Source organism: Synechococcus sp. CBW1004, assembly GCF_015840715.1.
GTDB lineage: Bacteria > Cyanobacteriota > Cyanobacteriia > PCC-6307 > Cyanobiaceae > Cyanobium.
Genome location: NZ_CP060397.1, coordinates 944,230 through 970,690, shown reverse-complemented (window position 1 = coordinate 970,690; position 26,461 = coordinate 944,230). Strand labels below are relative to the sequence as shown.

Sequence of the window (26,461 nt, the reverse complement as noted above, 5' to 3'; positions counted from 1 at the left end):
TGGCGGACTGATCATCGGGCCAGCCGGCCAGTCCGTTCGCTGCATTGATCACAGGTCCCTGGTTCCGAGCATGGAGAGCCCCCCCACCCCCAGGCCCACGGATCAGGATCTGCTCACCGCCATGGGCCAGGGTGGGATCCGCACGATCTTCACGGTGCCCTGCACCGTCACCGCCGGTTGGGCGGCCCTGGCGTCCGAGGCCAGTCGACACGGCGCACTGCGACTGCAACCCACCACCCATGAGGGCAATCTGGTGGGCCTGGCCATCGGTCACTGGTTCGGCACGGGCGAGCCGGCGCTGATCCACCTGCAGAATTCCGGCCTGGCCAATGCCGCGGATGGTCTGATCTCCTGCGCCGGAGCGGAGGTCTTCGACCTGCCCCTGGTGGCACTCATCACCTGGCGCGGTCATGACGCCAGCGATGTCAGCGAGCCCCACCAGGCCATCGGCCGTCGCACTCAGGCGCTGGTGGCGGAGGTGTTCGGGCCTGAGGCCGTGATCACCGGTGATCGGCATGGACTGGAGGACCCGCTGCAGGGGCTTGCATCGGCAATCCAGGCTGCCCGACAGGGTGGTCGAGGGGTTCTGCAGCTCTCGCCCGCCGCGTTCATCGCCAGCCCAGCCGAAGCTGTCACCTCCGCTGATGACCGGCAGTGGTGGAGCGACGAGGCCACTGGAGGCACTTCCAGCCCTGCCACCCTGGACGGATCACGCAGCAGCGCTCCAGACCGGGATGCGGCGATCGCGGCGATCCTGGCGGCTCACCCCGATGCTGCGGTGCTCTTCAGCAACGGCTACACGGCGAGAGCAGCCCAGGCCGTTGGTGACCGACCGGGCAACTTTTACAACGTGGGTTACATGGGCGGCACCCTCGCGATCGGCTGGAGCCTGGCCTGCAGCCGTCCCGATCTCGAGGTGGTGGTGGTGGACGGCGATCAGAATGCTCAGATGAGCGCCATGAAGGATCACCTGTTCCACCGGAGCCCCGCCAACCTGCACTGGTACGTGCTGGACAACGGCGTCGGCGCCTCCGTCGGATCCCCAAGCAGCCTGCCCCTGGCTTCCGCTTATCGCCGTCTTGCCAGGGTGGTGACGATCCCGGTGGATCCCCCAGGCCCCTTCCCCCATCCCCGGGTCGCGGTGCCAACCACAGCGGCCACCCCACGTTCCGCGAATCTGGCCCCTCTGGCCCGGCGATTCCGTGACTGGATCGCCAGCCATGGCCCCTGACACCACTCCAGAGCGATGCTGCACCCCTGCGAATCCACCCCCCGCATTCCACCACGACCGATCGAGGAACTCAGCGACGCCGCCCGCGCCACCCTGGAGCGCATTCCGGGCGCTGGCCTGAAGGGAGAGGGATTTCCTCGCCAGGTGCTGGGCCAGCTTCTCCATAGCCCAGAGTTGCTCGATGGCTTCCTCGCCTGGTGGGTGGCTGGCAAGACAGGCATGGCCCTGAATGGGCGGGAGCAGGAGTTGGTGATCCTGCGCATGGGCGTGCTCTACGAAAGCGATTACGTGTGGCGCCACCACGTGAAGGTGGGCCGTGAATTCGGGATCACCACAGCTGAACTGGAATGGCTGCGCAGCGGCGGATTTGAGCACTTTCCAGGCCGTGAACAGGGCCTGCTGGTGCTCACCGATGCCCTGGTGAACGAGCGCACCATTCCTCCAGACGTCTGGGCGCTCCATGGCTGCCATCTCAGCCCTCGCGACCTGCTGGATCTGATCGCCCTGGTGTCGCAGTACGTGCTCTTCGCCCTCACCAACAACGCCCTTCAGGTGCCGTTGGAACCGGCTCTGCAGGCGGTGCCCGGCCTGGAAGCAGGCACAGAGTCCGGGAGTGGCTGACGGTTGCGAGCCGGTGGCATTCATGGTGCCGAGGTGCTGCTCCAGACTCACGTTGCGCACCAGAGCTGCAGCAGAGCCAACAGGACAACCCACCCGCGTAATGCTGACGGGACAGACGATCAACCCAGCAACGGCCACTCAAACTGGGAACCGAAACAGGCGTACAGCACCTGCCAGAGCGACGGTTGCCTTTCGAGTTCCGCCGTTGCCTGTTGGCGGGCGGTGGCCCCCTCAGCTGCTGTGAGAGAAAGCACCGACTCCAGTTCTTTGAGCAGAGCATCCTCCTCGGTGCCGATGTAGGTGTCCTCGCGGCTATCCCTGGCGATGCCGGCCACCATATAGGCGCTCTTGAGCAGAAGGGCGTGATGCTCAGTCGCGACGATGGAGGCCAGAGCAGTGATCCTGGAGGGATCGGCGAGCTCCTGCTCCCAGGACACGATCTTGGCCTGGAGCTTGTACTGCTGCGCGAGTGAATCGAGCAGATGCTCCTCCTCAGGCGAGAGATGACCATCCACCAACGCGATCCGATTGAGGATCCTCAGAATGGCGCCCGAAGAGCGAATGTCTATGGACATGGAATAAAGCTCCGCCTGCGCCATCAGGTTATCACTGACCTTTAGGCCCTGATCTGCTCTTCGAGCAGCTGGGCCATGCTCCTGGCCATCCTGCGGCCTGGCGTCCTCAGCGGCGCAAACGGCGACGATGAGGACCTCCAACGGGTGTTTTGCCATGGCGACACCATCGATGCGGCGGCACCGCTGGCCCATGCGTTGAGGATCTGCAGCAATGCTCTGGGAGAGCCGTCCATCCCCCGCCCAACCGGGGGGCGGTGCCGCACCTAAGAGTTCGCTGAAAAACCCGCCCATCCCTGCGAAAATGGGGCAACCGCCCACCCTGTGATGCGAGGTCGACAGGAGCGCACCGGCTCGCTGTTCTCCTACGTCTCGGTCGAGGATCGGATTCCGGCCAGTCATCCGCTGCGGCGGATCCGCAAGCTGGCCGATCAGGCCCTTGATCGACTCAATCCCACCTTCTGCGCGCTGTACGCCTCAGAAGGCCGGCCATCGGTGCCGCCCGAGCAGCTGCTTCTGGCCTCGTTGCTGCAGGCGTTCTATGGCATCCGCTCGGAGCGTCTTTTGCTGGAGCAGCTCCACTACAACCTGCTCTTTCGCTGCTACGGCTTCGCCGGGCCTGCGGCTACGTGGGTCTCAGCCCGGATGATCCGATCTGGCATCCGACAACGTTCACCAAGAACCGCGAGCGGCTGCTCAACGAGGAGGTGATGGGGCGCTTCCTGGAGAAGTTGATGGGTGCGCCGGAGGTCAGGCCGCTGCTCAGCGATGAGCACTTCTCGGTGGATGGCACCCTGCTGCAGGCCTGGGCGTCCCATGCCTCGCTGGAGCGAATTGATGGGCAGGACGATCCGCCGCCGCCGCCATCGGGCCCTGGCGAGGGCTTTGGTGCTCCAAAGCCCGGCAGGAAGCGGGCGAAAGGGGATTTCCGCGGCATCAAGCTCAGCAACAAGACCCATCGCTCCGGCGTCGATCCGGATGCCTTGCTGTGCCGCAAATCCAAGGCCCATCCGGCGTTGCCCAGCTACCGGGGGCACGTGCTCATGGACAACCGCCATGCCCTGATCGTCGACTGTCGCGTCACGCAAGCGACGGGCACCGGAGAGCGGGATGCCGCCAAGGTGATGGCGGCAGATCGTCCCGGTGCCCACCAGAAAACGATCGGTGCCGACAAGAACTACGACACCAGGGGCTTTGTCGCAGAGATGCGCCGCATCGGAGTCACACCTCACGTGGCTCAGAACACTGCTCGCTCTGGTGGTTCCGCCATTGATGGCCGCACCACTCGCCATGAGGGCTACGGCAAGTCGATCAATGCCCGCCGCGGCATCGAGAAGGTGTTTGGCTGGATCAAGCAGTGGGGCGGTCTGCGTCAGTTCAAGCTGCGCGGCACCGAAAAGGTGGGTGCAGTGTTTGGCCTGCACGTGATCGCCTACAACCTGATCCGGCTGGGCAACCTGCTCAAACCGGCGATGGCGGCGGCATGAACAGGTGGTTGCCCAGAGGTGTGCCAACGAGGCGGCTTCCAGGAAGCCCCAACGGGGCAAAACGCCTGAAATCTGGCGTTCTGAACCGCTGAATCAACGAATCCAGCCCGAACAGCGCGTAATCAGATCACGCGAGGGAGGAACGCGGCGTTTCTGACGGTTTTTCCGCAAACTCCTAAAAGCGTCAATCGGGGCGACAGGATTCGAACCTGCGACCTAGTGCTCCCAGATCCCCGGGTAATTAGGGCTTCCTGAGAAAGTGAGAGGGAGGTCAAGCTGTCAAAGAGCCGAGCCTGAGTGAGGCGGAGACTGGCCGTTCATGTGGGGCTGAGATGAGTGCTCACACACACGAATGGGGACCCCTTGCCTGGTTGATTGCACAGGAGAAGTTGCAGCCAGGACGCAAAAAGAACAAAAAGAAGCTCCAGCAGCTTCTCGAGGTTCATCACCAGAATATTGAGTGCAATGGTTGAACCCTGGGTCACAGCGAGCTTCTCACGAATCAGGCCCAGTCCAAAACGCCTCTTGCCTTGGCCGATCTTGCCTTCAACGGCATTCCTTTGGCGCTGGTCATCGATGAACTGCTGCTTCTCGGCAGCCACCAATTCAGGATCGTTCTTCGGCCGTCCAAGTCGCGGGCCACTCAAACGGATTCCATGGCGCTGGCAGAAGGCACGGTTCGATCTTGTGCGGTAGATCTGGTCAGCACAAATCACCATCGGATAGTGACCATGGCGACGCCGATAGGAAATCGCTTGACCCTTGAGGTCTTCTCCTTCGTTGTAGGGGTCATAACTCAGGCGATCGAGGAAGGTGAATCCCTCGCCGGTGACAGAGATTGAGATCTTGGCTCCGAACTCAACATTGCAACGAGCTTTCCCGCGGACAATCGGCCTGATATGTGCCTGGCAGAGGCTGACGATGCGATCTGGGATGCTTCTGCTGTCTGCGTGATAGAGAATAGTCTGCTGGCGGACCAGCTCGCTGATCACCAGCAACTTCCGGTAGATATGCCGTCCGGCGGCCAGAAGGCTGCCACCACAGGCGATCAGGGCGTCAACGCTTGCCAGATTCCGCTTGAGGTGACCAAGCTGCTGCTTGATCGCTTTGCGGATCTTGCTGATCCTTGGCTTCTTCTTTTTGGCCACTGCAAGAAACTGCTGCCTCGCCTTTTTGCGGTGTGTACGCGGCTTGTAGCCGAAGCGTTCCCTGACCTGGGGATGCATCGCATCAATCAGGATCTCAGTCACCTCCCTGGCTTCATTGAGCAGGGATAGATCGGTGGGATGACGGATATCCACCGGCGCACAGGTGGCATCGATCAAGAGTGAACCCTGATTCGGCTGCTTCTGCAAGGATGGCTTTGGTTGGTCGGGAGGACTGGTCGATCCGCCACTGCCGTCGTCATCCCCTGTGCCCTGGGGATCTGATGAGCGAATCATTTTCAGGCCGTGGCGCACAATCCTTTCATTGCATTCATTCACAATCGCTTCTGGCAAGCGCTTGCGGAAATACACCATCATCGATGGATCAAACGGCGCCGAAGACTGGAACGCTTCCAAGCCAATGAAAAACTGGAGATAGGGGTTTTCCTTGATCTGCTCCACCAGTTCTTCATCCGTGAGCCCGAGACGGGTCTTGATGATCAAGGCACCCAGTGCCATGCGAAAGGGTTTTGCCGGTGCTCCAAAGCCCTTACAGAATTGCGCTGCGTAGTCGTCCTCCAGTTCATCCCACGGAATGAGCTCAGCCAGCTTGATCCACCGATTATCACCGGAGAGTTTGCCGCCAAACGGCAGGAAGAAGTCTTCGAACGAGAGCTGATAACGATGCTCACGCCGATACATGTGGAAAACTCCGGACCGCTTTTGGGCTCAGATCAGCCCTTTCACGCACATTTTACCGTCAGAAACTGCCGAGATCCATTGCACTGCAGTGGATCTGCCCTTATTCAGGAAGCCCTAATTAGAGCTTGCTGAATTTCGATTGTGGGCTTTTCCGGCGCGTCAAAGGCGGATCTCTTGGCCCGCACGCCCGAGCAGTGGTGACCGCAGTTTTACTCCTGGAAGCTGACTAAGCAGCCCACAGAAGCGCTGGACGGCACCGGACAGTGCACAAACCAAGCATCAGGATGTACACAGAGACAAAAATAGCGAACAAGAGGCGCAGTAGCCTCATGATCTTCTCGACATTCATGACAAAGAACGCCATCGTGATCACTGTTCTTGATGTTTCAACCAACTTGGTTAGGATTCGATCCAGTCCGTATTTCCGCTTGCCCGTCCCGATTCTTCCCTCGATCACGGAACGCTTTCTCATGTCTGATTTGAACAGCTCTTGCTGCTCTGCTGTCTGCACCTCGGCTTCGACCTGCTTCTTGCGTGGGCGGCCGCTGACTCTGATTTTATTAGCCTCACAGAACTTCTTGCTTCCAGATGTCATATAGATTGAATCGGCACAGATCCGGGCCGGGTAGTATCCTCGCTCTTCCTTGTATTGCTCGGCACGTGTGATCAGATCGTTGGCTTCATTGTAGTTGTCCCAGCTGATCCGATCCACATCGACAAAGCCATTGTCATCAGAAATTGAAATCTTGGCCCCGAACTCGGTTTTCTTGCCCGCCTTGCCTCGCACGATCGGTCTTACATGTGGCTTCATCAGATTCACGATCCTGTCATCGATGCGCCGGCTGTCAGCGTTATACATCTCCTGTTGCTGCCGGGCGACTTCACTGGCGATCAGCAGCTTGCGGTACAGCTGTGAACCAAGCCCCGAAAGCTCTGCACCGCAATAGATCATGCCGTCAATTGCTCTGAGATTACGGCTGATCTCGTTGAGCTGGAAGCGTTTCGCCTCCCGGATCTCCTCACGGCTTGGCTTTTTCTTTTTGATGATAACCAGGAATAGGTTATGAGCTTTTACGCTATTGCAGCGCGGCTTGCGGGGAATCTTGCCCTGTAACTGCTTGAACAACTCGTCAATGACCTTCTCCGTTGTGTCCCGGGACTCAGCAAGCAGCCTCAAGTCCACTGGGTAGGGGATGTCATCAGGCACGCAGGTTGCATCAAGGATCAGAGTTCCCCAGTTGCTGCCAGGATCGAGCGATGCTGGCTTCACCCCCAGCTCTTCCTCAATGGCCGCAAGCTGCTTGTGATCCTCTGCAGTCATGCCGTCTTCCTGCTCGCAAGTAGCGAGCATCTCCTGAATCATTGCGATCCCGTTGGCCTTGGTCATAGCATTGCAGACCTTGATCAGCTCAGGGCCAATTCGCTTGCGAAAGTGCACCATCATGGAGGCGTCAAACGGCGGCAGGGGCTGGTAACCGCTCAAGCCAATGAAAAATTGCAGATAGGGTGATTCCGTGATCAGCTCCACCGTCTCTCGATCCGTCACTCCCAATCGTCGTTGGATGTAGAGCGCACCGAACGCCATCTGGAAGGGCTTGGCTGGGGCTCCTGTCTTGGCGCTGAACTGGGGCGCGTAGTGGCTTTCCAGTTGAATCCACAGAATCAACTTGTGGAGCAGAACCCAGCGGTTGTTGGGATCGAGCTTCCCGCCAAAGGGCGAGTGAAACTCCTCAATCGACAGCTGACCGGTGTGCTGAAAAACGTACATTTGCGTGTCAGCAGGTTCTTCTAAGCCAGGAATGGCTGATTACAGGCCATCCTATCATGAGATTCCTGTTGGAATCAACTGCGGGGCAGTGGGTCTGGGATTCTCAGCAGGCCCTAATTACTGGATCGAGACAGGCGAGAGCTGTTGCGGCAACTGCCTTTGTCCGACCCTGTTTTGCGGCTGACCACCAGGCCACCCTGCGCGATGTGGCCAGCTGGGCCGATCTCACTGCCCGGCTCGATGGCCTGCGCGACAACGCCACCTGTTCGTGGCGATCCGCATCCGTGGGGTGTTCGAGACGTTCGATCTGGAGCAGGTGGCCGGCACCCTGGTGGGTTTCTGGACCCCCAGCTATGCCCGCACGATCAACGTGCCGGGCTACCACCTGCACCTGCTCAGCGACGACCACCGCCATGCCGGTCATGTGCTGGAGCTGCAGAGCCGGGAGCTGGAGCTTGAGCTGCACCGCGAGAGTCACCTGCAGCTGGTGTTACCGGAATCGCCCGCGTTCCTCAAGGCGGATCTCAGCGGCGATCCGGCGGCGGCCCTGGCCAAAGCCGAGGGGGATCACAAGGCTTGAGCTGACACAACAAAGCCCGGAGCGTTGGCCCCGGGCGTTTGCCTGCTCAGCCGTGGTGCCGTCCCAAGGGGGTCGGGCGCAGCCGTGCGATGGTTTGCGTTGAAACAGCCTGATCGTTTTCAGATCGGTGGTTTTCAGTTGTGGGCGGAGCTGCCGGCGCTGGCACCTGGGGCCAGGTGTCGAGTGGGACGTTCCGTTGGGTCCGGGGCACCTCAGGCGGTGCAGTGGACGGCGTGTGTCCCCTCCAGGAAATGACACGCCAGGAACATCAGTGATCCGTCAGGAATGTTGGAGCAGGGGCCGGATCGTCAGCGCGCTCCTTGCTGGTGCTCAGGGGGGGTGTCTTCCATCAATGGAGCCTCCGAATCCCGTTGCAGCCACAATGGGCCCGCCGGCCAGAGCCGGCAACGGCTGCAGCAGCTTCGATACCGCTCTTCACGGGAGGCAATGGGGCTTCATGAAGGGGCTTCACGGTGATCGGATCACCAGCAGCGGCAATCGGTTGCCCTCCGGATCCTGCAGCCAGGTCTCGGCGCCGAACGGTTGCTGACGCGGCGGATCTTCTGCGGTGGCACCCAGATCCAGGGCCGGGCTGATCCAGGCCTGGAGCACGGCAAGGGCGCCCGGCCCATCGGCCTGACATTGCAGACAAAGCGCCAGGCGACCCTGCCGGAGCAGCTGCGGCCTGTTCCGGGATGGCGCGTAGAGCTCCAGCCAGCCCCCGACCGGCCACGGCACGCGCCAGTGCGCGGCGCTCAAGCCTGACTGCGGCTCAACGCCCAGCAGAGCGCGATAGAACTGCACAGGTGCAGAGGGATCGTCAGCGGCCAGCCTGTGAGGGCTCTGGACTCTTGCTTGGGCATCCCCAGCTCAACGGCAGATGGCTGAAGAGCGTGCCACCGGCCGGATGCCCCTCACGGCACCACCCGGGGCCGAACTGCATCCCCCAGCTCGTCTGCCATCTGCATCAGGGGCTGGACCGAGGATCTGCACCGCCAGCGGGACTGGTCACAGGACGTGGCGTGAGCTCAGGAGCACGGAAGCGGCCGCCACTTTCTCCCCGCGAGGCCTGGATCAGCGACGGCCGCCAGGTGCTGCACTTCCGGCCCACCTCTGGAATCGCTGGAGTCAGCGGCTCGAGATCACCAGCGGAGAGCTGCTGCCGGATCAGCCCGTGCCACTGCTGTAGGCGCAGCCATCTGCGCAGCGGTGACGCCGGTAGGAGCTGAGCCGCGAGGAGGCGCTGCGGCTCTGGAGCGAGAAGCGACAGCAGGGCTGGCAGGCCTGTCCCCCGGAGTGGGCGCTGCCTGTGGAACGCCAGCCGCGGGATGGACCACAGGTCACCAGCATGGGGAGGTCTGCCAGTCTGCCGTGCTTCTGAACCCGTTCTGCCCATTCACCACGGCCAAGGTGCTGGCCCTCAAGGCCACCGTGCTGTTGCTGCTGACGCTCCTCATCAAGGCCAAGATCCGGATCACGGCCTTCTCGGCCCTGGGCTTGTTCCTGCTGCTGCTGCAGACCCTGGTGTTCCTGGCCCTCAGCGGTGGTCTGGTGGTGGCTGCCGGCGGGGCAGCCCTCGACGTGATGCAGCAGCGCCGCCCTGCAGCGGCCTGAAGTCGGTCCATGGCCGTTGAAGTCGCCCTGGCGATGCGGCAGCGAGGGGGAGGCTGGTCGATGGAGCTCTGGGTTGCAATCCCCCCTCGACATCACAACCGCAGCACACTCCACCCCATTCCCGTCTGATGCTTCTCCCGTCCCTGGCCCAGCGGCACCGGCAACCCGAGTGGATGGACCAGCCCGGCATCGATCCGCTCGCCCACAGCCAGGCCCTGCAGGGTCTGCGCCGGATCAATGCCTTCAGCGGAGCTGTTGGATCCCTGTTCGCGCCGATCCGGTCCCTGGCCCTGGAACAGAATGACAAGCCGCTGCGGGTTCTGGATCTGGCCTGCGGCGGTGGGGACAACACCACCGCCCTGGCGGAACGGGCCCGCCGAGAAGGGCTCGCCATCCAGGTCGATGGCTGCGACATCAGCCCACAGGCGGTGGCTATCGCGACCCGGAACGCTGAAGAGCGGGCCTTGGGTACCCGGTTCTTCCAGGCCGACGCCCTCCACGGTCGCATCCCCGAGGACTATGACGTGATCCTCTGCAGCCTGTTTCTGCACCATCTCGATGAAGACCAGGCGCTGGAATTGCTGCGGCGAATGGCTGGCGCCAGCCGCTGCCTGGTCTTGGTCAATGACCTGATCCGCAGCCCCCTGGGCTACGGCTTGGCCTGGGCGGGCTGCCGACTGCTGAGTCGCTCCCCGATTGTTCATTTCGATGGTCCGGTCTCGGTGCAGGGTGCCTTTCAGTTGTCGGAAGTGCGGGCTCTGGCGACCCGGGCCGGTCTGGCAGGGGCTGGGCTGCGGCGCAGCTGGCCGGAGCGATATCTGCTGAGTTGGCGACGACCGGGCTGTTCGCCCCAGGAGCGATGAGCGCTCCCGAGTGGGACGTGATCGTGATCGGGGCCGGACCCGCTGGTGCGCTGGCCGCCCACCAGTTGGTGCGTCAGCAGCTGCGGGTGCTCCTGGTGGAAAAGCGAGCGTTCCCCCGCTGGAAGATCTGCGGCAGCTGCCTCAATGGCGTGGCCCTCAAGGCGCTGGAGGCGGCGGGACTGGGCCATCTGCTCAATGAACTGGGCGCTGTTCCACTCGGACGCATCCGGCTCGGTCTGCAAGGACATCAGCTGGAACTCGCCCTGCCGGCGGGCCGCTCACTCTCCCGGGGGCGCCTTGACCTGGCCCTGTGCGAAGCCGCCGTTGCTGCTGGCGCCGTGTTGCGTTCGCCGTGCGAGGCCACCGTGGCTGGCTGCTCCCCCGCCGGCCGGGAGGTGCGGCTGCGTTCCGGTGATGATGTGCAGACCACCAGCGCCCGGGTCGTGCTTGCGGCCTCGGGCCTGGGGAGCTCCGCTCTGGGTCCGGAGCTGCCGATCGAAACGCGGATCAGCCCCCGGGCCCGGATCGGCGCCGGCTGCGAGCTGAAGGCCGATGTGAGGGGCTACGGCAACGGCACGATCCACATGGCCATCGGCCGGCATGGCTACGTGGGCCTGGTGCGCAACGAAGCAGATGCCCTCAACCTGGCGGCGGCCTTCGATCGCCCCCATCTGGTGGCAGCCGGTGGGCCGGCCGCCGCCGCCGCCGAAGTGCTGGCCGAGGCAGGCTTTGATCCTCTGCCGGAAGCCACCACTTCCCCCTGGCGAGCCACGCCGGCTCTCACCCGACGCTCCATCCCCCCGGCGGCCAAACGGCTGCTGTTGCTGGGGGATGCGGCCGGCTACGTCGAGCCGTTCACGGGGGAGGGCATGGGCTGGGCCCTGGTGGGGGCACTGGCGGTCGTCCCGCTGGTGTTGCAGGCACAAAGGGAATGGGATCACGGCATCGAGCGGGAATGGGCCCGGCGCCATGCCCGCCTGATCGGCTCGCGTCAGCGCTTCTGCCATGGCCTGGCTTTTGCTCTGCGGCGCCCAGGCCTGAGCCGAGCCATGTTGTCTGCAGCAGAGCGCTGGCCTGCCCTGACGGCGCCCCTGCTCCAGCATCTCGATGGTGCCAACCTGCAAAGGATCACCCCAGAGCCATGTCCCTGACGATTCACGGCCTGGGTACAGCCCTTCCCCCGCATCGCCTGGCCCAGGGCGACGCCGCCACGATCGCCGCCCGGGTGGCCCTGCCGGAGCAGGAGGCTTCCCCGTCCAAGCGCCGGCTTGTTGACACCCTCCATCGACGCTCTGGGGTCGCTACGCGCCACCTCGTGCTGGAAGACCTGATGGGCACAATCGACGGTCCTGATCAGAGCTTCTTCGGCAGCACGAGCCCTGGCACCGGAGAGCGGATGCGTCGCTACAGCCAGCAAGCACCGCCTCTTGCCCTGCGGGCCGTGCGGGCTGCCCTGGAGCAGGCGCAGGTTCCCTCCGAACGCCTCACCCACCTGGTCACGGTCTCCTGCACGGGCTTCCATGCGCCCGGAGTTGATCTGGCCCTGATGGCCGCCGTGCCGCTGCGCCCCAGCGTGGCCCGCACCCATGTGGGGTTCATGGGATGTCACGCCGCCCTCAACGGGCTGCGGGTGGCGGCCGCCTTCACCGGCGCCGATCCCAACGCCTGCGTGTTGCTCTGCGCCGTCGAGCTCTGCAGCCTTCATCTGCAGTACGGCTGGGAGGCAGACAGGATCGTGGCCAATGCCCTGTTTGCCGATGGCGCCGCCGCTCTGGTGGCCTGCGGGGAAGGGGCAGCTGCTGGGATGGAATCCGCCCTGGGGCTGCGTCGCCTGATCGCCAGCGGCTCCCTCCTGGTGCCCGACAGCAGCGAAGCCATGTCCTGGGCGATTGAGGATCACGGCTTCGTCATGGGTCTGTCCCCCCAGGTCCCCGATCTGATCGCACAGCATCTGAGGCCCTGGCTGGAGGCGTGGTTGGCGGAGCAACAACTGACGCTTGACGCCATCGGCTGCTGGGCCGTGCATCCCGGTGGCCCCCGCATCCTCTCGGCGGTCACCGACACCCTTGGACTCGATCCCGCCCTGATCGAGCCCTCCCGATCGGTGCTGAGGGAGTGCGGCAACATGTCCTCCCCGACCCTGCTGTTCATCCTTGAGCGCCTGCGACGCAATGGCGCAGCAGCACCGTGCCTGGCGATGGCTTTCGGCCCGGGGCTCTGTGTCGAGGTGGCGCTGTTGGCGTGAGACGAGGCAAGCGAGCGAGGGAAGGATCGCTCGTGAGCCCAGGGGCTTTCAGGCCCAGGCGACTCCCCCCAGCAACGAACGGGTGGCGGCACTGATCGCCCGCGGGGTCAGGTCAAAGTGATTGACGCTTCTGAATGAATGAAGCTTGACGAGAGAAGGTGTCTTTTTAAGGAAGCTCTGATCAAGACCGGGAATTGAGCGCAAGCGTGTCTCATTCTCGTCAATGAGACACAAGTGGGGTATTTTGTCCTTGGCTACTCGCCAGGTGCTCCAATCCAGGGCCTGACTGGCTTATTTCTCGTGAGTTCCCCGATCATTTTTGGCTGCTCACCCTCAAGATGGCACACTTATTCTGTCATTTACGCTGTAGAAGGACAACGTTCGCGCACCATCCAGAGATTGGCGAGGGCAAACAGCATCGTCAGCTTGAGGTTGTTCTTGCGGATGCCTCGGTAGAAGACCTTCCGAAATCCAAACTGGCACTTGATGATCCGAAATGGATGCTCCACCTTTGCCCTGACATGTGCTTTCGCCGCCTCCATCAGATCCAGCAGTCTTCCCTCTGGGGTGTCCGGTAGAACTCGGCGCTGTCCGGGCTTCATGGCGATGCGCATCTCTGCTTCGCAGTCCTTGAACGCCTCACGCTTTTCGATGCCGATGTGGCCAGAGTCGCCGTAGATCACGCGTTCCTCGCCATGGACGCGATCGGGTGCCGTGTTCAGCTCATGGACGTTGGCAGCCGTGCTCACCACGGAATGGACCAGACCCGAGGCTGCATCCACACCGATGTGGCACCGCATCCCAAAGAACCACTGGTTGCCTTTGGCCACCGAGTGCATTTCAGGATCCCGCTCGCCCGTCTTGTTCTTGGTTGAACTGGGAGCGTTGATGATTGTGGCATCGAGGATCGTACCCTCCTTAAGCATCACGCCCTTCTCCCGCAGGCTCTGGTTCACCGTCTCCAGGATCTGCTCTGCTATCCGATTCTCTTCCAGGAGGTGGCGGAAGTTCAGGATCGTCGTCTCGTCAGGGATCCGGTCCTCAACCATGTCGATCCCAGCAAAGCGGCGGAAGCAGGGGGTCTCGATCAGCATCTCCTCCATCAAGGGATCGGAAAGCGTGAACCACTGCTGCAGCAGGTGGATGCGCAGCATCACCTCCAGCGGAAACGGTGGGCGCCCGCCCTTGGCAGAAGGCCTGTGGTACACAGGCGAAATCAAGGCCAGGAAAGGATCCCAGGGCACTGTGGCTTCCATCTCATCGAGGAAGCGCTGCCGGCGCGTTTTCTTCTTGGCGTAGGTCTGCTCGTAGTCCGTGAAACCCAACTGGAGGGGGCCGCCATCCGCTGCCAGTCTCATTATTGGAACTGTACTGATTCTATCGGGTTTTTCAGGGGTTCCTTAAGTCGCCTGATGACATTGCAATACTGCTGATTGCGATGTGTGCCACTTACCTGCCGACCCGTGGCTTCAAGCGCTCCGACCGTGCAGATTGAATCCAGGAGAATGCACGTGCTTGGTGTCACGTGTTTCAGCACGCGTGACTGTTGGGTGTCACCCATCTCTGTCGGTGGTGGATGGTGAGAACCGGGCCGATCGCGATACCCCGCGCGACTGCAGCAACCCACGGCAAGTCGTGAGCGATGCTTCGCGCTATTTCGGCCTCCATTTCCCTGATCCAATTCAGATGCCGGATCTCGCCAACTCGCTCGGCACCAGCCTGCACTGTCTGGATTTCAGCTTCAATCACATCCGTGGCGTCACACCCGTTCAGGCCCTGCAGGAACATCGCCTGAACCAGTTGTTCACGGTGCTCACGGATTACCCTCGCCAAGGGCTTGGCCGTGCCATCCGTGCCTGTGGCCTGGGCGAGACGCCTGGAGTGAAGGATTTGTTCGAGCAGGAGTTCGGCATTGACATCCCCTTGTTTCTGCACATCAGCCGCCGTGCCGCCGATGACCGACTGTTCCGCCTGGGTAAGCGTTCAGGGGTCGGGACACCCCAGTGCGTCAGTCAATCTCCGATCTCTCCTCTGAGAGGGGCCATCTGTTCCTTCCACGTGTGATCGCTGCCTCAGCGATCCGGCACCAGCGATGGCATCACGCCGCCGAGGCGATGGGCAATCCAGGCCTGCTCCAGGAATTGCCAGACATCGCGGCCCTGCTGCCGCAGGGTGGCGGTGACGGTGAGCAACCGGCTGCGGCAGATGGCGCCGCCGGAGGACTGGACGCCATGGCTGATCTTGCGGTGAATCACCGATTGCCGCAGTGCCCGCTCGGCAGCGTTGTTGGTGGGCTCGATCCCTGGCGTTTGCAGAAAAGTCCAGAGCGCCTGCTTGCGCTGCAGCAACTGGCGACAGGTTCGCACCGTCTGGGCCCAGGGCGTTTGCTCGCCCCGCTCACAGCCCAGATCCACCACCCGCTGCAGCGTGGCCTCGAACGCCAAGCGGAGGGGGTGGCATCGATGCAGGAGCTGGGGCCGGTCGATCGCTCCGCTCTTCCACTGGTGCCAGTGAGCGAACAGATGCTGCTGCAGAGCCAGCATCTGGGCTCCGATCTCCCTGCTGGCGCCCTGGCGTTCAGCGATGGCCGCCAGATCCCGGATCAGGTGGGCCCAGCACAGCTGCCGCTGCTCCACGGGCAGGTGGTTGTAGGCCGAGAAGCGATCACTCACCACGATCCCTGCAAAGGTATGGCCCAGAAGCTCCATTGCCGCTGCACTTGAGCGGCTCAGGCCCTGCAGGAACACCGTAACCAGTGGTGTGACCATGACCCACTGCCAGCCGCGCCTGCCAGCAGGATTACAACCGTCGGCGTTGCCGGTGGGGGCGCCGGTTTCATCCACGTAGGCCACCGGCTGCTGCCGGGCCACCTCCAGGGCTTCCTCCACCGCCTGCTGCAGGGCTGCGCTCAGACGTGCCCGGATGGTGGCGATAGCGCCGCGGCTGATTTCCACACCCAGCAGCTGATCCAGCAGCGCCTGGGTTCGGCCGAAACTCAGGGGAAAGGCGCTGCCCAGCAGTCCCACCAGGCCGCTCAGGCGTGGGCCGTAGCGGCTGGGCTCCACATCCGCCGGCAGCTCGGCGCAGGTGCTGGTGGAGCAGCAGGGGCAGACCAGACGGTGCAGACGGTGTTCGATCACCACCGGGCTGATCGGTGGAATCTCGATCACCTGATGGCGCAGCGGCTCCGCATCCTCCCCCTGTAGCAGGGTGCCGCAGCGGCGGCAGGCGTCCGGGTGGTGCTCGAGCACCTCATCCACACGCGCGATCGGCAGCAGCTCCGGCCCTGCTCCCGGGTGCCCCTGCTGACCACCCCGCTTGCGACCAGTGCCTTTGCAGCGGGTGGGCGGCTTAAAACCCGTGCCGTCACTGGAGGGCGGCTTGGAGGAGTTGCGGGAGTTGCGGCCGATCCGCTCGCGCAGGCTGGCCAGTTCCGTCGCCAGGTCGGTGAGCTGCGCTCGGAGCTGGTCGTTCTCCTGCTGTTGTCTCTGGAGCTGTGCAAGAACCTCAAGGAAGCCAGCCCTCACGCCCACCGGAGTGGAAGCCCAGTCCGCTTCTGAAATCCCGGCCGGAGGGGTGGTCATCGCAGGAAGTCTCTGCCTGAGATGCAACCGGGATTCAAGCCGACGTCAAGGGTTCAGTCGTATCGATGTTCGCGATGAGCTGTCCCGCCCCCCTGAATGGGTACCCGCCTGGAGCACCCGGAGGCGGAAGCAGTGGTGTTGCCCCTCTGAATCGTGATCGCGTGCCTCCGGTGCAGGAGCTGCCGGATCCACACGCCTGGCTTGAACGGGCCCACCTCTGCCTCAGGTGTCATGGGGCGAAGAGGAACCCCGACGCCGTCCCAGCGGCTCGATCCAGTCGTTCAGCATCTGACGGTGACGGAGCCAGTGCGGCGCGACCCGGCACCCCAGTTGGATCTGCCCCTCGTCAAGCAGTCGCCCCAGCCGCTGCATTGCCGCCTGCTCCGCTCTGGAGAAGCGCTCCTGCTGGCTCAGCAGCCAATCGATCTCGGCCTGGGTGATCACCCCGGAGCTGAGGCTCTCGAGGAACAGCTCGCCAGCGGTCATCGCCTTGTAACGAAGTTGTTACATCCTGCCGCTTCGGCGGGGCTGCTGCGTGGCCTCCATCCCCGGCCTGTCGCCCGGATAGCTTGCTGCAACTGAGCTCGCCCTGCCTCGCCGATGCTTCACGTTCCTTAACGATGCTTGCCATGATTTCGGAAACGCGACCTCCCCTGTGTCCACGTCCACCCTGCTCGAGTTGTTCGGGGGCTTCGCGGCCGCCTGCTTCGCCCTCTGGTTCGTCGCCGTGGGCATGCCCTCGGCCAGCTTCGCGCCTCGGGCCCTGTTCACGGCCGTGGCTCCCGCACTGAAGGCCTATCTGCAGCGCCCCGGACGCCTGGCGTCGGTTGGCCTGCTGCTGCTGCGGCTCACCATCGGCGCTCTGATGATTCACCACGGCCAGGAGAAGCTCGCCGATCCCCAGCAGTTTGCCGACACCTATGTGGCGTCGCTGCACCTGCCGTTCCCGGTGTTCTTTGCCTACGCCGCTGGTTTTTCAGAGCTGATCGGCAGCTGGCTGGTGATCCTGGGCCTGATGACCCCCCTCGGTGCCCTGGCCCTCAGCGGCACGATGACCGTTGCGGCCTACCAGCACATCTCCACCGCCGGCTTCAACATCTACGTGCTCGAGCTGGTGCTGCTGTATCTGGGCGGCAGCCTCGCCCTGCTGTGCAACGGCCCCGGCCGCTTCTCCTTCGATGCCGGCATCGTCCCTGCCTTGCTCGATGACCTCAGCGAGTCCGCTGCATCAGAGGCGGGTGACCTCTCAGTGGAGGCCGGCGAACTGCGCGCCCTCCCCATCCAGGTCATTCCAGGTTCCCAGAGGTGAGCCCCTGGGTTCGTCGTTCAACGACGGGGCGAGACCCCTCTCCTCTGTGGCTCACCCCGACCGGGACCTACAGAGTCGAGTGGCTCCGCTCAGTGTGATGGAGGGAGCCTCGCCAAATTCGAGACTCCCTCCAAAGCCGTCGCCCTGATTCCACCGTTGTCGCCATGACTTCACCGTTGATCTTCGTGGTGGCCCCGGCCACGCCGTTGCCCGATGGCACCGCCTCTTTTGAGGATCTGCAGGTGGCTCAGGCTTCAGGTCCCTCGATTGGTTGTTCCTTGCGGATCTTCAATCGGGGTGCCGAGCATCCCGACCTGGGCCAGCTTCCTGTCGATGGCCGCCTCACCGGTGAGCAACGCCGCAGCAGCGATGGCACCCAGTTGCTGTGTGACGCCCTGATCGTGCGGATCGAGCCACAGCACCACTGGCTTGGGATCTACCAGGCCGATCCGGACGATCCCACGGTTCTGCACTGCCTGGATCGCGTGGCGTTGAGCGAGCTGAGCAACGCCACCTGCTGGTTCTATCCCACCCACGACGGCACTTTCCTGAGCTGGGAGCGTGGCCTTCGCCTGAGCCTGGAGCCGGGTTCGATTGCGGATTGTCCAGAAGCTTTGGCTGCGGCCCCATACGAGCGCAGCCGACTTTCGGTGCTCTGGAGTCTGCTGGGCGACGATGCCAGCCTCACCTGATCCGCGTCAACCCCCTTGGCCGTTTCGCGACAACCAAGTTGGCCGGTGAGAGTCCCTGATCGCCCCCAGGTTGTCGCCGGCGACAACCTGGGGGCGGCGACATGAAAACTGAGCCACCTGCCTGCCAGAAGTCCGATCAGCACTGGCTTTTCGTGTTCGGCAGCAGACGACAACCCGGTTGGCCGGTACCGCTGGTGACTCTCCGCCCCAACCTCTGGCGGAGCGCACGAGCCGGCGGACCCCATAGTCCGCCGGCAGCGCGGAGCTCACCACCGGGGGCTGCGCTGATCGGCGCCAGGTTGTCGCCTCGCGTCAATGTCTCCTCGCCCTATCCCTGCTCCTTGCGCCGCCTCCCTGCGCGGCGTTCGGCATCGGCGCGGCGGTGGCTGTCGCCGCCGATCTCGACGATGTGGCAGTGATGCACCAGCCGATCCACCGCCGCGACGGTCATCGAGCTGCTGGGGAAGATCTCATCCCAGGCCGTGAACGGCTGATTGGCGCTGATCAGCAGCGATCGGCGCTCGTAGCGGTGGCAGATCAGCTCAAACAGCACACTGCTCTCCTGCTCATCGCGCCGCACATAGCCGATGTCATCGATCAGCAGCAGCGGGTAGCGATCCAGCCGCTCCAGTGCCTGCGGCAGGTTGTAGTCGGCGCGGGCCTTCTGCAGCTCCTGCACCAGTGCCGTGGCTGGGTAAAAGCGGCAGGGCTGATCCAACGCAATCTGCGCCAGGACGATGCCGATCGCCAGATGGGTCTTGCCGACGCCGCTGGGGCCGAACAACAGCACGTTCTCACCCCGCTGCAGCCATTCGCTCTGGTGGGTCAGCCCCTCCAGCTCCTGCCATGGGCCGGCCTCGATTCTGCCGCTGTGGTCATAGTCCGCGAGCGCCTTGCTCCAGGGCAGCTGGGCCGAACGCAGCAGCCGTTGCTGGCGGGCCTGCTGGCGCTGCTCCACCTCCTGCTCGCAGAGGGAATAGAGAAATTGGCTGTGGCTCCAGCCCTCGGTCTCAGCTTGCGAGGCGATGCTCTGCGAGTGGGAGCGGATCCGTGCCAGCCGCAGCTGCCGCAACAGGATCGGCAGGGCGGCCTCCGCTGCCTGGGGCCTTGGCACGGAGGACGAGGAGATCGTCATAGCTCTGCAGGGGGTGTTGAGGGATGCGTTGCGTGGGCAGGGGGCGATGGGGCGGCAACCGGAAGCGTTGCTGCAGCGCCGCCAGCGACAGCCCCTGCCGTTGGTGGGCCTTTTCCAGCCAGGTCAGAACCGGCTCGTAACCGGCCAGCCGGCAGCCCACATACAGGGCTTCCACCACCAGGCGGGCGGCGGCGTCACGGTCGCCGCCATTGCGCAGCTGCTGCCACAGCTGCCACCAGCGCTCATCGGGGAACAGCTCCTGCTGATAGCGGCAGTGCAGCAAGGCCCGCGGCTTACGGCGCAGGGCATCGATCAGGTGCTCCAGATCGATGCTCCACGCCCGTCCATGCCGTTCGACACCGCCGTGGAGCCTCTCCAGTTCGCAGGCCAGCTGGCGGCCGAGCAGCAGTTGCAGCCGGTCGTGGAAGATCCGCACCGTCAACCGCTGGCCGATCAGCCGCGGCGGAACCGAATACACCACCTTGCGCACCTCGATCGTGCTGGTGCGCCGCACTGTCAGCTGCTCGATGTCGTAGTCGGCAAAGCGGAATGGCGGCAGTGGCCGCAGCGCCGCTTTCTCTTGCTCCAGCCGGCACAGACGCGGACGGTTGTAGTCATCGCGGACCTCCGCCAGAAAGGCCTGGTAGTCAGCGAGCGTGTCGAAATCGCTGCTGCCGCGCAGCAGCAGTGCCTGCTCGATCCGCCGTTTGAGATGGCCGTGGGGACTTTCGACACGGCCGTTCTCATGGGCCACGCCAAGGTTGTTGCGGCTGTAGGCCAGCCCGTAGTGGCTGCACAGGGCGTGGTAGCGGCGGGTGATGTCGGCGCTGAAACTGCCGTTCCGATTGCGGCACGCCGCCGACAATCGGTCGGTCCGCAGTTCTGCCGGCACCCCACCACAGGCAGCCAGGGCGTTCTGCAGACCCTCGGAGAGGGCAACAAAACTCTCACCGCCCTGCACCACCTGGGCGTAGCTCCAGCCGCTCCACGCCAGGCGGTAGTGGAACAGCAGATGGGGGAACACCTGGCCGGCGATCGTCACCGCCACTCCCTTGAGCTGGGTGAAATCACAGAAGGCGATCTCACCGGGCTCGTAGCTCAGCGGGAAGATCACCTCCGGATCCGGGCCATGCAGTGCCTTCCATTCCCGTACCCGCCGTTGCAGGGTCCGCTGCAGCGGAACCCAGTCCACATCGGGCTTCTGGCGCTGCAGATGCTCCAGCAGCGTGATCGGCGTCAATGTGGGCGCCCGCTGCAACAGCGGCACCAGTACCTCCTCCCACACGCCTGCCAGCGGATCGGGCCGGGTGCGGCCACGGGGCTGATTTGCCCGCGGCTGGATCTGGTTCCTGTCAATCCGGCGGGCACTGCGCACGGAGATGCCTGCCGCTGCAGCCGCAGCCTCCTGGCTGCTGCCGCCTCGTCGTTTGGCCATGTAGGGACTCCTGAAAAAGATTCTCGGCCCATCGGCGCCGAATTCGTCCGTTTGCTTCGCGTTAATCAGGCCGGCAAGCGCCGTGACATCAAGTGGGCCAGATCTCAAAAGTCTGGCTTGCAGATGACCGCAGGAGCTCTGATCGCTGACCAGGCCATAAGAAAGCTGTAGATCCACCCAAAAAGAAGGGCAAAAAAGAGGCGCAGCAGCCTCAAGACCTTTTCCGCGCACATCACGACAAAGGCCATTGAGATGGAGGATTCGGCACCAGCTGGTAGACGAACCATGATCAGATCCAGGGAATACTTGCGCTTTCCATATCCAAAGACGCCTTCCACTTCATTGCGTCGAGCTTGATCAGATCGGAGCTGCTGCTTGTGTGCAGTGGTGACATCAGGATCCTTGGGCGGGCGGCCCAATCGCTTGCCGGAGAGGCGAATACCGTTCCTCATGCAGAAATGCCTATTCTTGGCCGTGATATAAATCCGGTCGGCGCAGATGCGCTCTGGGTAAGATCCTGTATCCAGCTTGTATTTTTCCGCCTGAGCGATCAGGTCTTCTCCTTCGTTGTAGGGGTTCCAGCTGATGCGGTGCAAGAACGGAAAGCCGTTTTGAACCGAAACACTGATTTTGGCACCAAACTCCACCGCAGCACGTGCTTTGCCTCGCACCATTGGGCGGATATGGGTCTGCACAAGATTCACCAGGCGGTCTGGAATGCTGTTGGTCTGAGAGGCGAGCAGAAGGCCCTGCTGCCGCTCCAACTCGCTGCAGGCCAACAACTTCTGCCACCAATGCCTCTTGAGCTCAGAAAGCCTTGCCCCACAGCCGATCAGAGCATCAATGGCTTTGAGATTCTGCCGCACATATCCAAGCTGATGTTTAATGGCAGCCTTCACTTTTCGGCGGCGTGGCCGTTTTTGCTTCGCCACTCTCAGGAAATGAGCACGAGCAAGGCCACGGTCGTAGCGAGGTCGATGTCTCCTGAATCCCGATGACTGACTGCACAGATCATCAATGACTCGCTCGGTCGTTGTGCGAGCCTCGCTGAGGAGCCTGAGGTCTCTGGGATAGGTAATGTCGGCAGGAGTGCAACTAGCATCAATCGTGAGAGTGCCCCAATTCTTTCCTTCTGGCCAGTCAGCAGGCTTGATCAACGCATCAAGTTCCAGCTGAGCGCCTCCTCCTCTGGAATCAGGATCATCATGGTCGTCATCGTCTGCTACCTGAGCAAGTGCTTCCAGAAGGATCTCTTTGCCGCGCTGCACCACCAGCTCATTGATACGGCGCAGATCCTCGTCAGAAAAGCGTTTGCGAAAATGCACCATCATCGAGGCATCAAACGGTGCCTTGGCTGTGTAACCCGCAAAGCCGAGAAAGAACTGCATATAGGCGTTCTCTCTGATCTGATGGACAGTCTCTTCGTCGGTTAACCCCAACTTCTGTTTGATGTAGAGAGCACCAAAGGCCATCCGCACTGATTTGGCTGGAGCGCCAATTGTGGCGTTGAATTGAGGGGCATAGGCTTGTTCCAGCTCATCCCATGGCATCAGCCCCTCCAGTTGAACCCAGCGATTCTCGGGATCAAGTGTGCCGCCAAATGGCAGGTGGAACTCCTTGATTGAGATCTGACCGTTATTGTGCCTCCGGTACATCTGGAGTGATCAGGAGTAAAGGCAATCACGGATTGCCTGGTTCACGGCCATTTTAGCGGCTTCTCATGCTTGAGACCAGCCGCGGCGCAATGGATCTGGATTTTTCAGGAGTCCCCATGTAAAGCCTGCGTTGGTGGCTGGTCAGTGGTGCTGGCATCCCCTGGGCCTTGCGCATCGGCGCCAGGGTCTCCAGCACTCACCCAACCGGCCAACGAGCTTGTCGCCGACCGGCCAACTTCATTGTCGGCGGACAGGAGGCGGTGACCATCGCCGATCGGATCAACCAGAGGCGACACCACGACTGGATCGAAGCGTTTTTGGTGTCGCACCGGGAGGTGCGCTTGGCAGACCAGCACCAGGCTGGTCACCAGGCCGGCTGACCTCACCAGCTGTGACAAGCCCGCAGCCGCAGCCAGACAACATCTACGGCTGCGGCGCGACGTCCATTTCAGATCGGCCAGCCATCCTCAAGGAGGTCAGCACCCGGGTCGTTGTATCTCTCGACTGCGCCCAGCCAGTCCGGCAGCTCATCCTTGATCTGCTGTTTCAGTGAGGCGAACTCTTCAGGCTTGATCAGCCCTCGCTCGGCCATGAAGCCATAGAACTTCTTCAGGCTGGTGGCATTGGCCTTGACCGTGGTTTTGTTGGACCACATGGCCTTGTGAATAAACCAGTCGCCAAGAAACTCGCCAACACAGCTGACCCCATCGGCAGGCGTCAACGTGTCTGCGTAGAGCAGAAAGTGATTCAAATAGAAGTCTAGATTGGTGCAATGGCTTCTGATCGTTGCCGCGCCAAGGCCAGCCTTCTTGAGCCAATGATTGAATTCGCCAAGAAGGGCTGCATTCTCCTGGCGGATCTGTTGACACCGTTTGTCGTACTCCAATTCGTCGTCGAGCATCAGATTTCGCTCATCGGTGCTGGCCCTGCCGATGCCGGTTGCATCGGCCATGGACTTCCACCCATATTGCCGGGAGTACGTCAGCAGCCGAGGAGGACGTTGCAAGAGGCTGTAAGCATGGCCCGATGGCACCGCGGGGAGGCATGAACAAGCCGGTCGCTGGCCGGTCCCGCGGGATGGCGGACACCACAGCCGAGCCCACCGAGGTGCTCGCCGGCTCGATCGAGCGGGTCACCTTCCACAACGCCAGCAACGGCTTCTGCGTGCTGCGGATCAAGGCGCGCGGCCATCGCGATCTGGTGACGGTGGTGGGCCATGCCGCCGAGATCAGCGCCGGCGAATGGGTCACCGTCTCCGGCCAGTGGGTCAACGACCGCGAGCACGGCCAGCAGTTCAAGGCCGCCTTCCTGCGCTCCTCACCGCCCACCACCGCCGAGGGGATCGAGAAGTACCTGGGCTCCGGGATGATCCGCGGCATCGGCCCGATCTACGCCAGCAAGCTCGTGGCGGTCTTCGGGGCGGAGGTGTTCGAGGTGATCGAGCAGGCGCCGGAGCGCCTGCGGGAGGTGCCGGGCATCGGCAAGGTGCGCGCCGGCCGGATCGCCCAGGCCTGGGCCGATCAGAAGGTGGTGCGCGAAATCATGGTGTTCCTACACAGCCATGGCGTGGGCACCGCCCGGGCGGTGCGGATCTTCAAGACCTATGGCAATGACGCCGTGCAGGTGATGGCGGAGAACCCCTACCGTCTGGCGCGCGACATCCGCGGCATCGGCTTCCGCACCGCTGACGCCATCGCCGCCCGCCTCGGCATCGAACCCACCGCCACGATCCGCCTGCGGGCGGGGATCAACTACGCCCTGCTGGAGGCCAGTGGCGAGGGCCACTGCGGCCTGCCCACCGCCGAGCTGCTCAAGCTGGCCGGCGAGCTGCTGGCGGTGGAGCGGCCCGCCGCTGAGCCGGGTGCCGATGCCGGGACCACCAGCCGCGTGCCCCTGGAGCCGGTCCAGATCCAATCAGCCCTGGATCTCGAGCTTGCAGAAGGTGCCGTGGTGGCCGACAGCCTGGCGGGCGAGCCGGCGATCTTTCTGAGCCACCTGCACAAAGCCGAGCGCCAGATTGCCCAAGCGCTGCTGGAGCTGGCGCAGGGGGCACCGCCCTGGGGGGCCATCGACGCGGCCAAGGCGATCGGTTGGGTGGAGCAGCGCCTGGGCCTGCAGCTGGCCGCCAGCCAGCGGGAAGCGGTGCAGCAGGCGCTGGCCAGCAAGGTGCTGGTGATCACCGGCGGGCCGGGAGTCGGCAAGACCACCCTGATCAACGCCATCCTGCAGATCCTGGCGGCCAAGAAGCTGCGCATCCAGCTCTGCGCTCCCACTGGCCGCGCCGCCAAGCGCATGGCTGAGGCCACGGGCCTGGAGGCGAAAACCATCCACCGGCTGCTGGAGTTCGACCCCGCCAGCTACGGCTTCCGGCGTGGCGCCGAGTTGCCGCTGGAGTGCGACCTGCTGGTGGTGGACGAGACCTCGATGGTGGATGTACCGCTGATGGCCTCGCTGCTGGCGGCGATCTCGCCGGAGGCAGCGCTGCTGCTGGTGGGCGATGTGGACCAGCTGCCGTCGGTGGGTCCAGGGCAGGTGCTGGCCGATGCGATCAACAGCGGTGCGCTGCCGGTGACGCGGCTCACCGAGGTGTTTCGCCAGGCGGCATCCAGCCGGATCATCACCACTTCCCACGCCATCAACGGCGGCACCATCCCCGATCTGCGGGCCCCGGCCGAGGGCGTAAGCAGCGACTTCTACTTCCTGCCGGCCGAGACGCCCGAGCAGGCGGTATCCCTGATCCTCAAGGTGGTGGGCGAGCGCATCCCGGCGCGCTTTGGCCTCGATCCGATCGCCCAGGTGCAGGTGCTCTGCCCGATGGCGCGCGGCGGCTGCGGCTCGCGCTCGCTGAACATCGAGCTGCAGAAGCTGCTCAACCCAGATCCGCCCGAGCACGTGGAGCGCTTTGGCTGGCGGTTCGCGCCGGGCGACAAGGTGATGCAGATCGCCAACGACTACGAGAAGGAGGTGTTCAACGGCGATGTGGGCACCATCGATGCGATCGACTCAGACAACAGCGAATTGTGCGTGCTGTTCCCAACCAGCGAGGCCGGCGCCGCCGGCAGCCGGGCCGTGATCTATGGCTGGGGAGAGCTCGACACCCTGGTGCCGGCCTACGCCTGCACGATCCACAAGAGCCAAGGCAGCGAGTACCCAGCGGTGGTGATTCCGCTGCTCACCCAGCACTACGCGATGCTGCAGCGGAACCTTGTGTACACGGGGCTCACCCGCGGCAAGCAGCTGGTGGTGCTGGTGGGCCAGAAGAAGGCCCTGGCCATGGCCGTGAAGAACCACCTGGGCCGCAGGCGCTATACAAAGTTGGCGGAGTGGCTCACTCCGGGGCAGCTTTCACCGGACATGGATTACAACCACGGCAGTTGACAACGCCTGCAGGCCTGGCAAAAAGAGGCTGTCGATCCACCCAACTCCCGCATCATGCTGACCGGTGCTGATCTGCTCGCCAAAGTCAAGGAGCTGGGCGATGCCTCCAAGTCTGATCTGGTACGGGGCTGCGGCTATGTGAGCACCAAGAAGGACGGCACGGAGCGACTGAACTTCACGGCCTTCTATGAGGCGCTGCTGGAGGCCAAGGGCATGAGCCTGGGCACCGGAGCTGGTGGCGGACGTGGTAAGGCAGGCCGCAGCCTGAGTTATGTGGCCAAGGTTCAGTTCAACGGCAATCTTCTGGTCGGCAAGGCCTACACCGCTCAGCTGGGCTTGGAACCCGGCGATGAGTTCGAGATCAAGCTGGGCCGCAAGCAGATCAAACTCATCCCCCTTGGCGCTGCAGAAGAGGATTGAGCGACGGTTTCCAGCACAGGGGGCT

Annotated in this window: 25 protein-coding genes and 1 pseudogene; 14 read left to right on the top strand and 12 right to left on the bottom strand. The window is 63.2% G+C overall.

The window, feature by feature from the left end:
- Positions 1-70 precede the first annotated feature (70 nt).
- Together H8F25_RS04710 and H8F25_RS04705 are read left to right on the top strand one after the other, a co-directional pair.
- The gene (locus H8F25_RS04710; RefSeq protein ID WP_197212218.1) at positions 71-1,231 is read left to right on the top strand and encodes a thiamine pyrophosphate-binding protein; all 1,161 of its coding nucleotides are present in this window, start codon (positions 71-73) and stop codon (positions 1,229-1,231) included.
- 15 nt (positions 1,232-1,246) lie between these two features.
- A complete protein-coding gene (locus H8F25_RS04705) occupies positions 1,247-1,852 on the top strand; it encodes a carboxymuconolactone decarboxylase family protein (protein WP_197212217.1) in 606 nt (201 codons plus the stop codon).
- 119 nt (positions 1,853-1,971) lie between these two features.
- On the opposite strand, the gene H8F25_RS04700 is transcribed toward H8F25_RS04705, so the two are convergent.
- Complete coding sequence (locus H8F25_RS04700) at positions 1,972-2,583, bottom strand: hypothetical protein (RefSeq protein WP_231597101.1); 612 nt, start codon at positions 2,581-2,583, stop codon at positions 1,972-1,974.
- Between the two features lie 168 nt (positions 2,584-2,751).
- Here H8F25_RS04700 and H8F25_RS04695 point away from each other — a divergent pair.
- Positions 2,752-3,911: pseudogene (locus H8F25_RS04695) on the top strand (IS5 family transposase).
- 317 nt (positions 3,912-4,228) lie between these two features.
- Here the strand turns inward: H8F25_RS04695 and H8F25_RS04690 are convergent.
- Positions 4,229-5,758 carry an IS5 family transposase gene (locus H8F25_RS04690; protein ID WP_231596832.1) on the bottom strand — a complete coding sequence of 510 codons (1,530 nt, stop codon included), beginning with the start codon at positions 5,756-5,758 and terminating at the stop codon, positions 4,229-4,231.
- A gap of 226 nt (positions 5,759-5,984) precedes the next feature.
- Complete coding sequence (locus H8F25_RS04685) at positions 5,985-7,526, bottom strand: IS5 family transposase (RefSeq protein WP_197212215.1); 1,542 nt, start codon at positions 7,524-7,526, stop codon at positions 5,985-5,987.
- 268 nt (positions 7,527-7,794) lie between these two features.
- Between H8F25_RS04685 and H8F25_RS04680 the strand changes: the two genes are divergently transcribed.
- The gene (locus H8F25_RS04680) at positions 7,795-8,106 is read left to right on the top strand and encodes an acetolactate decarboxylase (protein WP_231597099.1); all 312 of its coding nucleotides are present in this window, start codon (positions 7,795-7,797) and stop codon (positions 8,104-8,106) included.
- A 468-nt stretch (positions 8,107-8,574) separates the two neighbouring features.
- Here the strand turns inward: H8F25_RS04680 and H8F25_RS04675 are convergent, their stop codons facing one another.
- Both H8F25_RS04675 and H8F25_RS17575 read right to left on the bottom strand, forming a co-directional pair.
- A complete protein-coding gene (locus tag H8F25_RS04675; RefSeq protein WP_231597098.1) occupies positions 8,575-8,910 on the bottom strand; it encodes a VOC family protein in 336 nt (111 codons plus the stop codon).
- A gap of 363 nt (positions 8,911-9,273) precedes the next feature.
- Positions 9,274-9,450, bottom strand: a complete 177-nt coding sequence (locus H8F25_RS17575) for a hypothetical protein (protein ID WP_231597097.1) — start codon at positions 9,448-9,450, stop codon at positions 9,274-9,276.
- Positions 9,451-9,477: 27 nt separating this feature from the next.
- On the opposite strand from H8F25_RS17575, the gene H8F25_RS04670 reads away from it, so the two are divergent.
- The 4 genes from H8F25_RS04670 (at position 9,478) to H8F25_RS04655 (ending at position 12,828) form a co-directional block, all read left to right on the top strand.
- On the top strand, positions 9,478-9,720 hold the full coding sequence (locus tag H8F25_RS04670; protein WP_197212214.1) for a hypothetical protein: 243 nt from the start codon (positions 9,478-9,480) through the stop codon (positions 9,718-9,720).
- Between the two features lie 128 nt (positions 9,721-9,848).
- Entirely contained in the window at positions 9,849-10,583 is a 735-nt protein-coding gene (locus tag H8F25_RS04665) for a methyltransferase domain-containing protein (protein ID WP_197212213.1), read from the top strand.
- The gene (locus tag H8F25_RS04660; RefSeq protein ID WP_197212212.1) at positions 10,580-11,734 is read left to right on the top strand and encodes an NAD(P)/FAD-dependent oxidoreductase; all 1,155 of its coding nucleotides are present in this window, start codon (positions 10,580-10,582) and stop codon (positions 11,732-11,734) included. The genes H8F25_RS04665 and H8F25_RS04660 overlap by 4 nt, the downstream gene beginning before the upstream one ends.
- A complete protein-coding gene (locus H8F25_RS04655; RefSeq protein WP_197212211.1) occupies positions 11,725-12,828 on the top strand; it encodes a type III polyketide synthase in 1,104 nt (367 codons plus the stop codon). The genes H8F25_RS04660 and H8F25_RS04655 overlap by 10 nt, the downstream gene beginning before the upstream one ends.
- Positions 12,829-13,187: 359 nt before the next feature.
- On the opposite strand, the gene H8F25_RS04650 is transcribed toward H8F25_RS04655, so the two are convergent.
- On the bottom strand, positions 13,188-14,186 hold the full coding sequence (locus H8F25_RS04650) for an IS5 family transposase (protein WP_231597096.1): 999 nt from the start codon (positions 14,184-14,186) through the stop codon (positions 13,188-13,190).
- Between the two features lie 328 nt (positions 14,187-14,514).
- Here H8F25_RS04650 and H8F25_RS04645 point away from each other — a divergent pair, with 328 nt between their 5' ends.
- Positions 14,515-14,892, top strand: a complete 378-nt coding sequence (locus H8F25_RS04645; protein ID WP_197212210.1) for a hypothetical protein — start codon at positions 14,515-14,517, stop codon at positions 14,890-14,892.
- A gap of 8 nt (positions 14,893-14,900) precedes the next feature.
- Here H8F25_RS04645 and H8F25_RS04640 read toward each other — a convergent pair whose 3' ends face one another.
- Positions 14,901-16,412 carry an IS66 family transposase gene (locus tag H8F25_RS04640; RefSeq protein ID WP_197210264.1) on the bottom strand — a complete coding sequence of 504 codons (1,512 nt, stop codon included), beginning with the start codon at positions 16,410-16,412 and terminating at the stop codon, positions 14,901-14,903.
- Between the two features lie 222 nt (positions 16,413-16,634).
- Positions 16,635-16,898 carry a hypothetical protein gene (locus H8F25_RS04635; RefSeq protein ID WP_197212209.1) on the bottom strand — a complete coding sequence of 88 codons (264 nt, stop codon included), beginning with the start codon at positions 16,896-16,898 and terminating at the stop codon, positions 16,635-16,637.
- 169 nt (positions 16,899-17,067) lie between these two features.
- On the opposite strand from H8F25_RS04635, the gene H8F25_RS04630 reads away from it, so the two are divergent.
- Positions 17,068-17,721 (top strand): DoxX family protein, encoded by a 654-nt coding sequence (locus H8F25_RS04630; protein WP_231597094.1) that lies wholly within the window; start codon positions 17,068-17,070, stop codon positions 17,719-17,721.
- Positions 17,722-17,885: 164 nt separating this feature from the next.
- Positions 17,886-18,413 carry a hypothetical protein gene (locus H8F25_RS04625; protein ID WP_197212208.1) on the top strand — a complete coding sequence of 176 codons (528 nt, stop codon included), beginning with the start codon at positions 17,886-17,888 and terminating at the stop codon, positions 18,411-18,413.
- A 328-nt stretch (positions 18,414-18,741) separates the two neighbouring features.
- Here H8F25_RS04625 and istB read toward each other — a convergent pair whose 3' ends face one another.
- From istB to H8F25_RS04615, 3 genes are all read right to left on the bottom strand, one after another.
- Complete coding sequence (gene istB, locus H8F25_RS04620; RefSeq protein ID WP_304623265.1) at positions 18,742-19,527, bottom strand: IS21-like element helper ATPase IstB; 786 nt, start codon at positions 19,525-19,527, stop codon at positions 18,742-18,744.
- The gene (istA, locus tag H8F25_RS17570; RefSeq protein ID WP_231597093.1) at positions 19,424-20,983 is read right to left on the bottom strand and encodes an IS21 family transposase; all 1,560 of its coding nucleotides are present in this window, start codon (positions 20,981-20,983) and stop codon (positions 19,424-19,426) included. Before istA ends, istB begins: the two co-directional genes overlap by 104 nt.
- A gap of 104 nt (positions 20,984-21,087) precedes the next feature.
- Positions 21,088-22,638, bottom strand: a complete 1,551-nt coding sequence (locus H8F25_RS04615; RefSeq protein ID WP_197210800.1) for an IS5 family transposase — start codon at positions 22,636-22,638, stop codon at positions 21,088-21,090.
- A gap of 167 nt (positions 22,639-22,805) precedes the next feature.
- Here H8F25_RS04615 and H8F25_RS17565 point away from each other — a divergent pair, with 167 nt between their 5' ends.
- A complete protein-coding gene (locus H8F25_RS17565; RefSeq protein ID WP_231597092.1) occupies positions 22,806-23,018 on the top strand; it encodes a hypothetical protein in 213 nt (70 codons plus the stop codon).
- A 68-nt stretch (positions 23,019-23,086) separates the two neighbouring features.
- On the opposite strand, the gene H8F25_RS04610 is transcribed toward H8F25_RS17565, so the two are convergent.
- Entirely contained in the window at positions 23,087-23,590 is a 504-nt protein-coding gene (locus H8F25_RS04610) for a recombinase (protein WP_197212207.1), read from the bottom strand.
- Positions 23,591-23,715: 125 nt separating this feature from the next.
- On the opposite strand from H8F25_RS04610, the gene H8F25_RS04605 reads away from it, so the two are divergent.
- Together H8F25_RS04605 and H8F25_RS04600 are read left to right on the top strand one after the other, a co-directional pair.
- The gene (locus H8F25_RS04605; protein WP_231597091.1) at positions 23,716-26,016 is read left to right on the top strand and encodes an ATP-dependent RecD-like DNA helicase; all 2,301 of its coding nucleotides are present in this window, start codon (positions 23,716-23,718) and stop codon (positions 26,014-26,016) included.
- A gap of 54 nt (positions 26,017-26,070) precedes the next feature.
- Positions 26,071-26,436 (top strand): AbrB family transcriptional regulator, encoded by a 366-nt coding sequence (locus H8F25_RS04600; RefSeq protein WP_197170685.1) that lies wholly within the window; start codon positions 26,071-26,073, stop codon positions 26,434-26,436.
- Positions 26,437-26,461: the final 25 nt, after the last annotated feature.

What these genes read in the sequence shown, in the direction of transcription:
- H8F25_RS04710 (WP_197212218.1), top strand. Translation starts at nt 71, where the DNA reads ATGGAGAGCCCCCCCACCCCCAGGCCCACGGATCAGGATCTGCTCACC.
- H8F25_RS04705 (WP_197212217.1), top strand. Translation starts at nt 1,247, where the DNA reads ATGCTGCACCCCTGCGAATCCACCCCCCGCATTCCACCACGACCGATC.
- H8F25_RS04700 (WP_231597101.1), bottom strand. Translation starts at nt 2,583, where the DNA reads ATGGCAAAACACCCGTTGGAGGTCCTCATCGTCGCCGTTTGCGCCGCT.
- H8F25_RS04690 (WP_231596832.1), bottom strand. Translation starts at nt 5,758, where the DNA reads ATGTATCGGCGTGAGCATCGTTATCAGCTCTCGTTCGAAGACTTCTTC.
- H8F25_RS04685 (WP_197212215.1), bottom strand. Translation starts at nt 7,526, where the DNA reads ATGTACGTTTTTCAGCACACCGGTCAGCTGTCGATTGAGGAGTTTCAC.
- H8F25_RS04665 (WP_197212213.1), top strand. Translation starts at nt 9,849, where the DNA reads ATGCTTCTCCCGTCCCTGGCCCAGCGGCACCGGCAACCCGAGTGGATG.
- H8F25_RS04660 (WP_197212212.1), top strand. Translation starts at nt 10,580, where the DNA reads ATGAGCGCTCCCGAGTGGGACGTGATCGTGATCGGGGCCGGACCCGCT.
- H8F25_RS04655 (WP_197212211.1), top strand. Translation starts at nt 11,725, where the DNA reads ATGTCCCTGACGATTCACGGCCTGGGTACAGCCCTTCCCCCGCATCGC.
- H8F25_RS04650 (WP_231597096.1), bottom strand. Translation starts at nt 14,186, where the DNA reads ATGAGACTGGCAGCGGATGGCGGCCCCCTCCAGTTGGGTTTCACGGAC.
- H8F25_RS04645 (WP_197212210.1), top strand. Translation starts at nt 14,515, where the DNA reads ATGCCGGATCTCGCCAACTCGCTCGGCACCAGCCTGCACTGTCTGGAT.
- H8F25_RS04640 (WP_197210264.1), bottom strand. Translation starts at nt 16,412, where the DNA reads ATGACCACCCCTCCGGCCGGGATTTCAGAAGCGGACTGGGCTTCCACT.
- H8F25_RS04635 (WP_197212209.1), bottom strand. Translation starts at nt 16,898, where the DNA reads ATGACCGCTGGCGAGCTGTTCCTCGAGAGCCTCAGCTCCGGGGTGATC.
- H8F25_RS04625 (WP_197212208.1), top strand. Translation starts at nt 17,886, where the DNA reads ATGACTTCACCGTTGATCTTCGTGGTGGCCCCGGCCACGCCGTTGCCC.
- istA (WP_231597093.1), bottom strand. Translation starts at nt 20,983, where the DNA reads ATGGCCAAACGACGAGGCGGCAGCAGCCAGGAGGCTGCGGCTGCAGCG.
- H8F25_RS04615 (WP_197210800.1), bottom strand. Translation starts at nt 22,638, where the DNA reads ATGTACCGGAGGCACAATAACGGTCAGATCTCAATCAAGGAGTTCCAC.
- H8F25_RS04610 (WP_197212207.1), bottom strand. Translation starts at nt 23,590, where the DNA reads ATGGCCGATGCAACCGGCATCGGCAGGGCCAGCACCGATGAGCGAAAT.
- H8F25_RS04605 (WP_231597091.1), top strand. Translation starts at nt 23,716, where the DNA reads ATGGCGGACACCACAGCCGAGCCCACCGAGGTGCTCGCCGGCTCGATC.
- H8F25_RS04600 (WP_197170685.1), top strand. Translation starts at nt 26,071, where the DNA reads ATGCTGACCGGTGCTGATCTGCTCGCCAAAGTCAAGGAGCTGGGCGAT.